Annotated in this window: 14 protein-coding genes; 9 read left to right on the top strand and 5 right to left on the bottom strand. The window is 44.2% G+C overall.

Annotated features, from left to right (window positions below; all coding sequences use genetic code 11):
- Nucleotides 1-470 (top strand): AAA family ATPase (locus tag ABS362_RS13235; protein WP_350412981.1); only part of this gene is annotated, 470 nt, incomplete at its 5' end.
- A gap of 110 nt (nt 471-580) precedes the next feature.
- Nucleotides 581-1,009, top strand: a complete 429-nt coding sequence (locus tag ABS362_RS13240) for a hypothetical protein (RefSeq protein WP_350412982.1) — start codon at nt 581-583, stop codon at nt 1,007-1,009.
- Nucleotides 1,010-1,085: 76 nt separating this feature from the next.
- Here ABS362_RS13240 and ABS362_RS13245 read toward each other — a convergent pair whose 3' ends face one another.
- On the bottom strand, nt 1,086-1,949 hold the full coding sequence (locus ABS362_RS13245) for an SDR family NAD(P)-dependent oxidoreductase (RefSeq protein ID WP_350412983.1): 864 nt from the start codon (nt 1,947-1,949) through the stop codon (nt 1,086-1,088).
- 161 nt (nt 1,950-2,110) lie between these two features.
- On the opposite strand from ABS362_RS13245, the gene ABS362_RS13250 reads away from it, so the two are divergent.
- From ABS362_RS13250 to ABS362_RS13275, 6 genes are all read left to right on the top strand, one after another.
- Complete coding sequence (locus ABS362_RS13250; RefSeq protein ID WP_350412984.1) at nt 2,111-2,743, top strand: GNAT family N-acetyltransferase; 633 nt, start codon at nt 2,111-2,113, stop codon at nt 2,741-2,743.
- Between the two features lie 387 nt (nt 2,744-3,130).
- Nucleotides 3,131-4,180, top strand: coding sequence for a recombinase RecA (recA, locus tag ABS362_RS13255; protein WP_350412985.1), 1,050 nt, complete (start codon nt 3,131-3,133; stop codon nt 4,178-4,180).
- 248 nt (nt 4,181-4,428) lie between these two features.
- Nucleotides 4,429-5,259 carry a DUF3108 domain-containing protein gene (locus ABS362_RS13260; RefSeq protein ID WP_350412987.1) on the top strand — a complete coding sequence of 277 codons (831 nt, stop codon included), beginning with the start codon at nt 4,429-4,431 and terminating at the stop codon, nt 5,257-5,259.
- Nucleotides 5,260-5,457: 198 nt separating this feature from the next.
- Nucleotides 5,458-6,147, top strand: a complete 690-nt coding sequence (locus ABS362_RS13265) for a response regulator (protein WP_350412988.1) — start codon at nt 5,458-5,460, stop codon at nt 6,145-6,147.
- Nucleotides 6,148-6,152: 5 nt separating this feature from the next.
- A complete protein-coding gene (locus ABS362_RS13270) occupies nt 6,153-7,187 on the top strand; it encodes a sensor histidine kinase (RefSeq protein ID WP_350412989.1) in 1,035 nt (344 codons plus the stop codon).
- A 434-nt stretch (nt 7,188-7,621) separates the two neighbouring features.
- The gene (locus ABS362_RS13275; protein WP_350412990.1) at nt 7,622-8,332 is read left to right on the top strand and encodes an RluA family pseudouridine synthase; all 711 of its coding nucleotides are present in this window, start codon (nt 7,622-7,624) and stop codon (nt 8,330-8,332) included.
- A gap of 326 nt (nt 8,333-8,658) precedes the next feature.
- Here the strand turns inward: ABS362_RS13275 and ABS362_RS13280 are convergent, their stop codons facing one another.
- The 4 genes from ABS362_RS13280 to ABS362_RS13295 form a co-directional block, all read right to left on the bottom strand.
- The gene (locus ABS362_RS13280) at nt 8,659-9,645 is read right to left on the bottom strand and encodes an NAD(P)H-quinone oxidoreductase (protein ID WP_350412991.1); all 987 of its coding nucleotides are present in this window, start codon (nt 9,643-9,645) and stop codon (nt 8,659-8,661) included.
- Between the two features lie 58 nt (nt 9,646-9,703).
- Complete coding sequence (locus tag ABS362_RS13285) at nt 9,704-10,927, bottom strand: ABC transporter permease (RefSeq protein ID WP_350412992.1); 1,224 nt, start codon at nt 10,925-10,927, stop codon at nt 9,704-9,706.
- A gap of 27 nt (nt 10,928-10,954) precedes the next feature.
- On the bottom strand, nt 10,955-11,572 hold the full coding sequence (locus ABS362_RS13290) for a hypothetical protein (RefSeq protein WP_350412993.1): 618 nt from the start codon (nt 11,570-11,572) through the stop codon (nt 10,955-10,957).
- Nucleotides 11,573-11,635: 63 nt separating this feature from the next.
- Entirely contained in the window at nt 11,636-12,271 is a 636-nt protein-coding gene (locus tag ABS362_RS13295) for a hypothetical protein (protein WP_350412994.1), read from the bottom strand.
- Between the two features lie 192 nt (nt 12,272-12,463).
- Here ABS362_RS13295 and ABS362_RS13300 point away from each other — a divergent pair, with 192 nt between their 5' ends.
- The gene (locus ABS362_RS13300) at nt 12,464-12,829 is read left to right on the top strand and encodes a BlaI/MecI/CopY family transcriptional regulator (protein WP_350412995.1); all 366 of its coding nucleotides are present in this window, start codon (nt 12,464-12,466) and stop codon (nt 12,827-12,829) included.
- Nucleotide 12,830 lies beyond the last annotated feature (1 nt).

Below are 12,830 nucleotides of genomic sequence, written 5' to 3' on the forward strand. Positions count from 1 at the left end.
CCCTACCCGAAGCACAGCTCGACCGATTCATGTTCAACATTACGTTGGGCTACCCTAGCTACGAGTCGGAACTGCAGATCGTGAAAAATACCACCGGCGCCTTTACCCAGCAACTCGACAAATTTTTGCATGCCGATGACATATTGGCGTTTCAGCAGTTGGTGCGCCGTGTGCCGGTAGTTGACAATGTAATAGAGTATGCGGTGCAGTTAGTTCACAAAACACGACCAGGCTCGCCTATGGCTTCCAAGGCCGCAGATAATTACCTGGAGTGGGGAGCAGGACCGCGTGCATCACAGCATCTTATAGTTGGAGCCAAGTGCAATGCCATTCTCAACGGCAAGTACAGCCCGGATATTGAAGACGTACAGGCTGTAGCATTACCAATTCTCCGCCACCGTATTGTGCGCAACTTTAAAGCCGAAGCCGAAGGCATTACCGAAGAGAACATTATTCTCGGTTTACTATAGTTGTTAATTGTCATTTCTAACAATTCAGCAATTTAACCTTCCAGCCATTTAGCCATTCAACAAATTCGTGTAATTTTGCAGCGGATTAATACTCACTAACACTTTACACTATGGAGGCGGCTGCTTTATACTTTCGCTTTAAAGATAACCTGGCAACTATAGCTGCGGCACTTAACAGCAAACTGGAAGTGCGCACGATGCCATACAATGTTTCTATTCCGCTGGAAATAGACCTGCTAAGCGACATCCTTCGTATCTATGGCCTTAACTTTACTTCGCCAACTACAGGTGCTGCCAGGCTATATGATTTTCAGCAGTGGTATATGCAGAACGAGGAAGCCGTGAACGATGTAATGCACCGTGTATTGGAAGACAAGAAAGCGTACATGAAAACGGCTACCGGCGTTATTCTGCAAAAAGAGATGCTTTATAGAAGACTGGAGTATTTTAAGGAAACAGCGCACACCCTGGAAGTAATGATGGTACAGCAAAACCTTGGAAGCCCGAAATACCACAACTACCCTTTCCTAAACCAGTAACTGAACAATACTATAAACTATAAAGGCCGGCAACTATACAGTTGCCGGCCTTTATAGTTTTGTGCTGAGCTATAGTTTACTTTCGGATCGAAGTATGGCCATCTTTGGAGTGCTCCAGTTCCAGCTCTCCTTTAGGTTCTTTCTTCATTTCTGAATCGGCCTGGCTACCAACGCCGCCTTTGGCTATAGTTATACCGCCATCTACCATATAGGTCGCGCCAGTTACATAGCTGGCCTCGTCTGATGCCAGGAACAGGTAAACATTAGCTACTTCTTCCGGGGTACCTCTGCGGCCCATCGGTGTAGCTTCTTTTATCATCTTCACCATTTTGCTATCCATTGGTCCGGTGCTTTCGTGGGTCCAGGCTGTATCTATAGGTCCGGGGCCAACTATATTGCAACGCACCCCGAATTGCGCCTGCTCTACGGCTAGTCCGCGCATGAACGCATGTATAAATCCTTTTGTACCGCCGTAAGGTGTATTATTGGCAATACCCAGTACACCAGCCTCCGAACCTGCCGAAACGATATTGCCCTTGGTTTTATGAAGTTCCGGCAATGCTGCTTTGCTCATTACAAAGGCTGTCTTAACGTTATTCTTCAGCATGTATTCAAAAGCTTCTTCTGAAAAATCCTGCAGCATGTTCACTTCCGGAAAAACCCCGGCGTTATTTACCAGGATATCAAGTTTACCAAACTGGCTTACTGCGGTTTCGACGCAGCGCTTTGCATTGGTTTCGGTAGAAATGTCGGCTGTGAATGATAAGGCTGCTCCTCCCTCCTTCTGAATTTCTTTTGTTACAGCTTCTACCGGATCTTCGGGAAAGCCGGCAACTATAACACTTGCGCCCTCTCGGGCAAACTTCTTACAAATTGCTTCGCCGATACCTGAGCCGCCGCCGGTTACAATAGCCACTTTACCTTTAAGTCTGTCTCCCATAGTTTGTTAAATTTTAGATTATAAATAGAACGTGTATGTTAGTAACGATTTGATGTCAGGCTTGTTTAGGATTTATAGTACTGTTAATACTATACCATTTCAACTTTAAAGCGTAAGAAGGTACAAGTATCAGTTTGAACACGACATTCAGTGCAAGTTACATGAGCCTACTATTCAATATTTTACCCGAGTCTCTGAAAGAAAGACTAGAGACAGAACACCTGATCCTGAGACCCTACCAGGAAGGGGACGAGAACGATTTTATGCGTGTACTGCAGGAAAGTACCAATATAATGTACCCGGCATTCAGCGGCCGCATAGCGCGTGTAAAGGCCCTGGAAGATGCCCGCATACAGATGCAACAGCTCCGCACCGACTGGGACAATCGTAAAACTTTTGACTTTGGCGTGTGGATGAAAGCCGACAACACCTATGTTGGCGATATTGCTCTTAAAAATGTAGACCACAAGATTCCTAAAGCAGAGATAGGCCTTTACTTTACGGGCTGGCCCGAAACCAAAGAACTTGTGCAGGAAGCCTTACAAACTATACTCGACTTTGCCTTTCATGCGCTTCAACTAAATAAAGTGTACATCCGGTGCACTGCCAGCAATAAATTTTACGGCGAATTGGCCCAGGAAAACGGGTTTGTGGAAGAAGGCACACTGCGTAGCGATTTCAGGGGCGTGGACTCGGAAGAACTGCATGACCTGACCTATTTTGGGATGACTCGTGAAGACTTTGAAGCGCAACGCAACCAGCAGGAATCTAAAAACTCAACAGAACTGGTTTAGCTAAACTATAGATCCAGAATTATAGTTTGGCGAACTTTGCGCTTGTTATAGATGCCTTTCAGCGGCTAAGATCTTTGGGCCTTTAATCACCCGATCAGAATCCCAATAATATTAGCAAACTAACTATAGCTGCTCTACTTTTAATTGCAACAGCACCAAAGCACCCTTTATAACAACCTGCTGCCCTACACTATAGTTACCCCAGAAAAACTTTTAAAATCAGATAGAAAAAAGCACAAATAATGGGACAAAAGCCACGCAGGTTGTGTTAAGAACAGACAGCATCAGCCAGCTAAAATAATTAGCAAAATATAGGTTAACTTTTTTGCAAATTGGATCTGAATGTTGTAATTTCACAATCAAATTAAGCTAAATAAGAAAGAACACATGAGTGTAAGCAACGAAAAACTTAAAGCCCTGCAGTTGACCATCGACAAGCTCGACAAGACTTACGGTAAAGGCACTGTAATGAAGCTTAGCGACAACAAAGTAGAAGACATTCCTGCTATCTCTACAGGGTCTCTTGGGTTGGACATAGCTTTGGGTATTGGCGGTTTGCCACGTGGCCGTGTAATCGAGATCTACGGTCCTGAATCTTCCGGTAAAACCACGCTTACCATGCATGCTATTGCCGAAGCACAAAAAGCAGGTGGCCTGGCTGCATTTATTGACGCAGAGCACGCTTTTGATAAAGCATATGCCGAGAAACTCGGAATTGATACCGAAAACTTATTGATATCGCAGCCGGATAACGGTGAGCAGGCACTTGAGATCGCTGATCATCTGATCCGTTCAGGCGCTATCGATATTATCGTAATTGACTCAGTTGCTGCCCTGGTACCGAAAGGTGAACTGGAAGGCGACATGGGTGACAGCAAAATGGGTCTTCAGGCACGTTTAATGTCTCAGGCACTTCGTAAGCTGACAGGCACGATCAACAAAACCGGATGCTGCTGTATCTTCATCAACCAGCTTCGTGAGAAGATTGGTGTTATGTTCGGTAACCCTGAAACCACAACCGGTGGTAACGCCCTTAAATTCTACGCATCCGTACGTCTGGACATCCGTCGTATTGGCCAGATAAAAGAGAATGCCGATAACATTACCGGTAACCGTACCCGTGTGAAGGTTGTGAAAAACAAAGTAGCGCCTCCGTTTAAAGTAGTTGAATTCGATATCATGTATGGCGAGGGTATCTCTAAAGTTGGTGAGATCCTTGACCTTGGTGTTGAGCTGAACATCGTACAGAAATCTGGTTCATGGTTCTCTTATGATGGCAACAAGTTAGGCCAGGGCCGCGATGGCGTGAAGCAGATCCTGCTTGACAACCCTGAACTGATGGACGAGATCGAGCAAAAGATCAGAGCTATTGTAAAAGGCGAACCAGAAAAGGTCGCTGAGGTATTGGAAGATAAGTCTGCAGACAGAGGCGAATGAACATTATTCGCTGAACTAAAATAATAAAAAAGGTGCTATACGTATGGCACCTTTTTTATTATACTCACTTCAAAAAAGTGATATAAAGTGTTAACTTGCAATGAATAACGTAGTATAAAACCTATAGCTCAGGTTGTTGCCACGCATTAATACTAAACTATAAGCAACCTGAGCAAACTGCTTTAATAAACTTAAAACCGGGCAAACCGGGGCGAGTTGGTATGATAGTTGAATAAAACCCACTATTAATGCAGACCCTTATAATGAAGAATATGAAGAAGTTTATTCCCATCATCCTTCTGCTAGTGATAGTACTCTCTGCCTTTGTAACCAAAGACAGCATGCGTACTGTACGCAACGAAAGTTTTTCGACTGGTGAGATTTTGAAGTATAAAGTACACTATGGCCCTATTACGGCAGCCGAAGCAACTATAGATGTATCTAAACAACTGTATACTATAAATGGCCGCCCAAGCTACCGCGCTACAGTGTATGGCCGCACCAGCAGCTCTTTCGATCTGTTTATCAGAGTTCGCGATACCTGGCAGTCTTATATAGATACGGCAGCTATAGTACCGCACCGCTTTTACCGTAATATAGAAGAAGGTAGCTACCGCAAAAAAGAGACTGTAGATTTTAACCACGCAAGTAATGTTGCTGCGGTTAAAGTAAAAAGAAAGAAAGACCCGGAGAAGACCAGCACGCATAAAGTATCAGACAATGTACAGGACATTGTAAGTGGTTTCTACTACTTAAGAACAATGAACTATGATAACATGCGCAAAGGCGAGAAGCTGACGATAAAAGGCTTTTTTGAAGAAGAGAACTTTGACATGGAAGTAACTTACAAAGGCCGCGAGACAGTTAGCACCAAAGCCGGCAAGATAAAAGCCATTAAGCTGGTTCCTAAAATGCCGGAAAACGAAATGTTTAAAGGCGAGAACGCCATATCCGTGTACCTGTCTGATGATGACAACAAAGTGCCGGTGCTTATAGAAGCCGAAATGTTTGTAGGGTCGCTAAAGGTTGATCTCTACGAATTCAGAAATCTGAAACATAAGTTAGTTGCTAAAAAATAAACCAGGAAAGCCAGCCAAACCGCTGGCTTTTTTGTTATACTATAGTTGGCAGCAATGTTAAGAAAACGTTATCATTTAACTAGAACTGAGCAGTTTGCCTGAAACATACTTACCTTTACATAGCTAAGGATCATGAACTATAGTTTGTGCTCCGGTCAACAGTTATAGTTTAATCAGTTAACCTAAAGCGCCAGAATCGTGCAAACTGCATCTAAATACAAGATACTGATCGTGGACGATGAGCCCGACATAGTAGAACTGCTGCACTACAACCTTACCCGCGAAGGCTACGAAGTGGCACAGGCCGCTAATGGCAAGAGAGCCATAGAAGTAGCGCAGGCCTTTAAACCGGATGTGATACTGATGGACGTAATGATGCCTGTTATGGATGGGATAGCCGCCTGCCGCCAGCTGCGCGACATGAACGACTTTAAACAGACGCACATCATTTTCCTGACAGCCCGCGCCGAAGAGTTCTCGGAAGTAGCTGCATTTGATGCCGGTGCCGACGATTTTATAACCAAGCCTATTAAGCCGCGTGCCCTTTTAAGTCGCCTGGCCGCGCTTGCCCGCCGAGATGCCCAGCAAGACGAACAGGAACAGGTAATTAATATAGCAGGCCTTAAGATTGATCGTACCAGCTTTGCGGTATATAAAGGCGACCAGAAAATAACATTGCCTAAAAAAGAATTTGAACTGCTGGCTTTCCTGGCAACTACGCCCAACAAAGTATTCACACGCGAAGAGTTGCTTAACAGCATCTGGGGCAGCGATGTGTATGTAATTGCCCGAACCGTAGATGTGCACATCCGGAAAGTGCGCGAAAAAGTAGGCGAAGACCACATCAGAACTATAAAAGGTGTAGGTTACAAGTTCAATACCGACTGATCTGCATGAACCTGAATTCGCGTACCCTTACATTACTTATTTCTTTGGCGGTGGCTTTGGTGCTTACCGCCTTTTTGGCATTAGCTACCTACTTTTCGTCCAAAGGGCTTATAGTTGCGCTGGTGGTTGTTTTTATAAGCTGCTTTCTGCTGGTGTACTTCTCTTATGAGGCACTGGTGCTCCGCGAGATCAAAAACGTATACTCTACGCTGGAGCGGATCAGGCGCCAGGATAGCAAAAAAGCAGAAGGCCGATCGTTCTTCACCGCTGATCCCTTGTTGAAAATAAAGAATGAGATCTACGAGATAGCAGCTAAGAAGCAGCTGGAAATTGATGAACTGAAACGACTGCAGAAAATGCGCAGCGAGTTTCTGGCAGATGTTTCGCATGAACTGAAAACTCCCATTTTTGCAGCGCAGGGCTTTATACATACGTTGCTGGATGGCGCTGTGGATGATGTAAACGTGCGTGATAAATTTCTGCTGAAGGCTGCAAATAGTTTAGATGGACTTGATACACTGGTTCAGGACCTCATCAGTATTTCGCAGATGGAGAATGGTGTGATAAAAATGCAGAAGCGTAATTTCGACATTGTGCCAGTAGTGCAGGAAGTTTTTGAGCAACTGGAACGTAAGGCTGCTGAGCGCAATATCACCCTGCACCTGGAGACACACCCCGGAGAACAAATAAACCTGTACGCAGACCCTAACCGCATCAGGCAAGTATTTATTAATCTGATAGACAATGCCATAAAGTACGGTCGCGAAGGCGGTAACATTTGGGTATCGTTTACAGAGGGCCGAAAGAAGTATACTATAACCGTTAAAGACGACGGAAAAGGCATAGCCGAAGAGCACATCAACCGTATTTTTGAGCGATTTTACCGGATAGATAAAAGCCGCGCCCGCTCAGAAGGTGGCTCCGGACTTGGCCTGGCTATCTCCAAGCACATCATAGAAGCACATCGCTCTTTTATAGCTATCACGAGCGTAGTTGGCAAAGGCTCTAACTTACGGTTCAAACTCCTTAAGGCTAAATAGTTGTCGATTGCTGATTGTATAATCAAAAATATAAAAGCAAGTCGCGGTGTGTCCGTTCTTATTGTGTAACTATAGAACAATAAAGCCAACTATAGTCACAGCCGAAAAGCTCCCCGCCATAGACTACCGAGCAGAGATTTCGAAGGTAATGAGTGTAGCTCTGAGGGACTGAGGGTGGTTAGACCACGGTAACTATCGGACTATAGCTTCAGCCTTTGCTAATGCATGTCCCTGTCGGGCCAGTTGAGTCAGGAGACTCAACACCATAGTAAACACGAGCGTGGACGTTCAAGGTCTAAATTAATCTTATAGCTCCTGACTAAAACACCCCACCATCAACAATTCAGCAATTCAACCATCCAACAATTAAATTAAGTATCTTTGCAGGATGCATGGCTTACAGTATAGTTGTGCCCGATAAAGCTTAAGTACACATGAAATACCCGGTTTTTAAAGACCTTATCATATTTGAGAACGAAGACTACATTGTAGTTAATAAACCACCCTTCCTGGCGACCCTGGAAGACCGCACACCCAACACCACCAACCTGCTGAAAATTGCACGCCAGTATAACCCTGATCTGCAGGCCTGCCATCGTTTAGATAAAGACACATCGGGTTGCCTTGTATTTGCCAAGAACCCGGAAGCTTACCGCCATTTATCTATGCAATTTGAGCACCGCCAGGTTTACAAAGTATATCATGCTGTAGTTTGGGGTACTTTTAATTTTGAAGATCAGCTGGTAAGCAAAGCCATTTTGCCTAATGCTAAAGGCGTAGCCAAGCTTACCCCACAGGGCAAACCCGCTGAGACCTATTTTACTACCTTAGAAAACTATAGCCGCCATACCTTAGTGGAATGTATGCCCGTAACCGGCCGCCTGCACCAGATACGCGTGCACCTGGCCTCGTTAAAAGCGCCTATAGTTGGCGACACACTTTATGGTGGCGAAAACCTGTACTTAAGCAGCCTGAAACAGAAGTTTAACCTGAAAAACGATACGGAAGAACAACCACTGATCAAGCGTTTTGCGCTGCACTCCCATACTATCGGCTTTAAGCTGTTGAACGACGAGCCTGTAAAAATCGAAGCGCCTTACCCGAAAGATTTTGCTGTGCTGGTTAAGCAACTCAGAGCGCAGTAGGTTTTTGACAAGGGATTTTATGACAAAGGACAAAAGAGGTAACTATAGCTCTTTTGTCCTTTTTTGTTTTATGTCTGAATCAGGATTTGCAGGATTTAGGAATTAGCAGGATTTGTAGCGACCTCAGTTATAGTTTCGGACAAGGAAGTCCGCAGCAGGGCATGTTTCGGACATGGATGTCCAAAACAGCACATAAACGCTTTACTTTTTTTCTGGTCGCACAGAATGCCAGTTACAAACTGGCGCTATAATCAACCAAAAGTTTAGCTTCAGCATAACTTATAGTAGTTGTCTTTTGTCCTTTGTCAAGCAGTCTTTTGTCAATCCTACCCAACCCGCAGCACGATCTTCCCGATGTTCTTATTCTGTTCCATGTAGCGGTGCGCTTCGGCAACATCTTCCCAACTATAAACAGAGTCTATTACAGGCTTCAGTTTTTCTTCTTTAAACAATGGCAAGGCAAACTGGGAGAGGTCTTTTGTTAGCTCTATCTGGTAGGCTTTAGAGCGGGAACGTAATGTAGAACCAATTACCTGCAGGCGTTTTGTCAGGATCTTGCGCAGGTCTACATTATCAACTTTTCCACCACCCAAACTGGCCAGTATCACCAACCTACCATCCAGGCGCAGGCAGTCCAGGTTCTGATTAAAGTATGGGCCGGCTATAAAATCAACTATAACATCTACACCTTCATTATTGGTATAGGCCAGCACTTCATCTTCAAAAGGCACTTCCGGGTCCTGGTAGTTTATCAGTTTATTGGCGCCCAGTTCTTTGCAGGCGTGCAGTTTCCCTTCCGAAGCCGTTACCAGCACATCCGCTTTAAGCGCACGGGCAAGTTGTATGGCTGCCGTACCCACGCCACTGGCACCGGCATGTATCAGTACGCGTTCGCCGTGGCGCAACTTACCAAGCCACACCAGCGCCTGCCAGGCTGTTAAAAACACTTCGGGTATAGCAGCGGCTTCTTCAAAACTCAGGTTATCGGGTATTGGCATCGCCATGGCCTCATCTATAGTTGCGTACTCGGCATAACCACCGCCGGGCAGCAACCCGAAAACTTTGTCGCCTTTTTTATACCTGGTACAGTTAATACCTGCTTCTTCAACTACACCGGCAATCTCTAACCCAAGCAATGGGCTGGCTCCTTTTGGTGGAGGGTATTTGCCTTGGCGCTGCAGCGTGTCGGCGCGGTTAAGGGCGGTGGCATGCACTTTTACCAGCAACTCATCTGGGTTTGGCAACGGCTGCTCGTATTCGCCAACTATAAGTTGTTCGGGTCCGCCGGGTTGTTTTACAAGTATGGCTTTCATAGTTCTGGATAGGTTGGTATAGTTTATAGTTAGATACTATAGTTTGTAGTGGCTTGTTTTACTCTCTCCGGATAGCCTCTACAGGGTTAAGTTTTGCGGCGCGCATGGCTGGGTAAGTACCGAATACAATGCCGATAACAATGGCAACTATAGTTATCACCAGGAAAGTATCTAAGGTATAAGCCGCCTGGAAAGGCACATCAGTCAATGCTTTAATTATAAGCACGATACCGAGCGTGGCAAGCACACCCAGCACTAACCCCAGGAAGCTACCAAACAACGACACTGTTACCGACTCGGCCAGGAACTGCATAAGTATATCCCGCTTTTTAGCTCCCATGGCTTTGCGCACGCCAATTTCCACGGTGCGTTCGGTTACTGATATCAAAAGCACATTCATCACACCAATGCCGCCAACTATAACCGAGATGCCAACTATAAGCCCCATGATCACCCGGAACAATAGAAAGCCTTTAGCAGCCTGCTCTACCCTGCCTTCGTTGGTGATTACTTTAAAATCGGTGCTATCCCTGGCTACATTGGTTCTTAACCATAGTTCGGCATCTTTTTTAAACGCCTGCACCTGCTCAACCTCATCTACTTCAAAAACAACGCGCGGCGGATCAGCTTTCAGCTCATCTTCAGCGAGCAAACTTACAGGCAGGTATACCTCAGGCCTTTCACGAGGCACAGGCTTTAACACACCTATTACTTTTAAAGCTTTGTTATGGTATGGTATAGTTTGACCCAGCACATTTTGGGCAGAATCTTTGCCAGATATTTGTTTTGCAAAGGCATGATTAACAAAAGCAACGGGCGTTTTGGCAGCCAGCTCTTTAGTAGTAAACAACCGTCCGGCTTTTAGTTTAACCATTGCAGGGTGTATGGTATTTACGCCAACTACCCCAGCCCCTACCCTACTGCTATCTGCCAGCAACACTTCGCTGTTTTTCCTGAACTCGATATAACCTGTAGCAGGTATAGCCATCGCGTCCGAAAACTTTTTAAAACGGTCATAGTTCAGGTAGCCGTATTCCTGCTTTTTCAACATCACATCATTCACGCGCTTATAGGTGTTGGTTTCTATCATCACCGCCTTTAGCGAGGTAGTCGTGGTTATCTGTTCTTTTGCAAATTTCTCCATGCCGTCAATCAGCGAGAGTACCGTTACCAAGGCCCCAACGCCTATTACAATACCCAATATAGACAGCAACGTATGAAACAGCCTGGTGCGGACAGTGTGCAGCGCCAGTGCAAAGGAGCTAAGTAGTTTCTTGAGCATAGGTTTAGTTGCTATAGAATTATAGGTTTATCGCTTTTCTAAAGGTGGTGTATAGTTAACTTTTACTCTTATAGGTGGAGGCGGTGACAAACGACCTTTATTAAAAGCAGGTCTGTTAACAAGTTGAACTACTATGCTGTCAGTATTTACAAAACTGTTAATCGACTTCAGCTTCTCATGCTGATATAAAGCCATCATGTACTCTACACCTTCCTCGAATTCAGACTCCAATTTAGAAGCTGTATAAAAGTGAAATTTGTCTGAATTACCTTTCTTGTAACTTGAATAATAATGATAGCCGTCATAAAAGAACTTGCCATTAGGCAGAGTGGTCACGATGTTCCCATTCTTTGTTTTCTGACTTACTTCGATAAAATTTAACAGCTTTTGATTTTGCGAGATGCCTTTTATAGTTCCAGCCCATGCAAAGGTCTCATACTGTTCATCTTCATTTAGCCTTTTCTGCACAAACACCGAGTCCGTTTCAAGATTCAGGTAACAGTAGTAAGCTACACCAAAGCCTTTATTTTCTTCTATAGGATTTTCTGACAAACCAAAAGCGACCAATTCAATTACCCCACTACTGCTTACAGGTGTTTCCTTTTCTATATTTTCTTCAGAGCAGCCCAAAAGCAGTGCTGCCATAATAATTAAACAAAGTTTAAGCTGCTTCATGAGCTTGTGTTCAAATTTAGTGCGCACTATGACTTACCTTATTTTTGCTCTGACAGGTGGTGGTGGTGGCGGAAGATCAGGTGGCGGCGGTGGTCTTAAATCGGAGCCTGCAACACTTACAATTGGTACTACTATAACATCTTCATCAATTGTATTTACAGGTTTTAGCTGATCTTTATTTCGTAATGACAAAATGAAATCTTTAACCTGCACATATCTTACATCTAAATCATTTGTAGTAAAATAATGAATGTTGTCAACACCGGCTTTATAATTCCTTATAGCATAAGTAGGGCCACAGAAGTTAGCTCCTTCCTCTATAGGCTCACTAATTTTTTCTCCACTCTTATACTGCTTCGCAGCTCCTAAATAATTCTGTAATTCAGAATTGTTAGATAAGCCAGGTATAGTACCAGCCCAGGCAAATGTTTCGGGTTGTTCAATTGGGTTGATTTTCTGCTGTATAAAAACAGAGTCGGTAGTTAGATTTAAGTAACAGTAGTAAAAAGCTCCAAAACCCTTATTCTTATCTGTAGGATTCTCTGCAAAACCAAGGGTTACAAATTCAATAATATGGCTGTTTTGTTCAGGTGCTTCCTTCTCTATAGTTTCTTCAAAGCAACTGGTAAGCACCATACCACTTAGCAATAAAAGTATAAGCTGCTTCATAGGTTATAATTCAGTTTCTGAATATAAGATACAGAGTTTTCTATAGCTAACCAATTCTATAGTTCAACCTAAACTTTTTATACTTCCAAATCCTGCTGTTTGGGCTATATATCCACTTACTAAAATTATTTACGAAACTTTCGTAGCTTTTATTACGAACATTTCGTAACTATACGAAAACATCGTAGAATTATGGAAAAGCTAACCCAACAAGAAGAAGAAGCCATGTTAACGATCTGGGAAACCGGAGGCGGCTTCATCAAAGACTTCTTGGAACAAATGCCTGAGCCAAAGCCACCTTATACAACGCTGGCTTCTACGGTAAAGAACCTGGAGAAAAAAGGCTTCCTGGAAAGCGAAAAGCTTGGTAACACCTACCGCTATGCACCCCGCATAAAAGCCGAAGACTATAAAAAGCGTTTCATGAAGAGCTTTGTGGGCGATTACTTTAAGAACTCCTATAAAGAGCTGGTGGCTTTTTTTGCCCAGGACAAGAAAATAAGCGCCGAAGAGCTGCAAGAGATTATTAACATGATCGAGAACAAAAAAGCCGAATAGC

The organism is Pontibacter populi, assembly GCF_040278685.1.
GTDB lineage: Bacteria > Bacteroidota > Bacteroidia > Cytophagales > Hymenobacteraceae > Pontibacter > Pontibacter populi.

What these genes read in the sequence shown, in the direction of transcription:
- ABS362_RS13240 (WP_350412982.1), top strand. Translation starts at nt 581, where the DNA reads ATGGAGGCGGCTGCTTTATACTTTCGCTTTAAAGATAACCTGGCAACT.
- ABS362_RS13245 (WP_350412983.1), bottom strand. Translation starts at nt 1,949, where the DNA reads ATGGGAGACAGACTTAAAGGTAAAGTGGCTATTGTAACCGGCGGCGGC.
- ABS362_RS13250 (WP_350412984.1), top strand. Translation starts at nt 2,111, where the DNA reads ATGAGCCTACTATTCAATATTTTACCCGAGTCTCTGAAAGAAAGACTA.
- recA (WP_350412985.1), top strand. Translation starts at nt 3,131, where the DNA reads ATGAGTGTAAGCAACGAAAAACTTAAAGCCCTGCAGTTGACCATCGAC.
- ABS362_RS13260 (WP_350412987.1), top strand. Translation starts at nt 4,429, where the DNA reads ATGCAGACCCTTATAATGAAGAATATGAAGAAGTTTATTCCCATCATC.
- ABS362_RS13270 (WP_350412989.1), top strand. Translation starts at nt 6,153, where the DNA reads ATGAACCTGAATTCGCGTACCCTTACATTACTTATTTCTTTGGCGGTG.
- ABS362_RS13275 (WP_350412990.1), top strand. Translation starts at nt 7,622, where the DNA reads ATGAAATACCCGGTTTTTAAAGACCTTATCATATTTGAGAACGAAGAC.
- ABS362_RS13280 (WP_350412991.1), bottom strand. Translation starts at nt 9,645, where the DNA reads ATGAAAGCCATACTTGTAAAACAACCCGGCGGACCCGAACAACTTATA.
- ABS362_RS13285 (WP_350412992.1), bottom strand. Translation starts at nt 10,927, where the DNA reads ATGCTCAAGAAACTACTTAGCTCCTTTGCACTGGCGCTGCACACTGTC.
- ABS362_RS13290 (WP_350412993.1), bottom strand. Translation starts at nt 11,572, where the DNA reads ATGGCAGCACTGCTTTTGGGCTGCTCTGAAGAAAATATAGAAAAGGAA.
- ABS362_RS13295 (WP_350412994.1), bottom strand. Translation starts at nt 12,271, where the DNA reads ATGAAGCAGCTTATACTTTTATTGCTAAGTGGTATGGTGCTTACCAGT.
- ABS362_RS13300 (WP_350412995.1), top strand. Translation starts at nt 12,464, where the DNA reads ATGGAAAAGCTAACCCAACAAGAAGAAGAAGCCATGTTAACGATCTGG.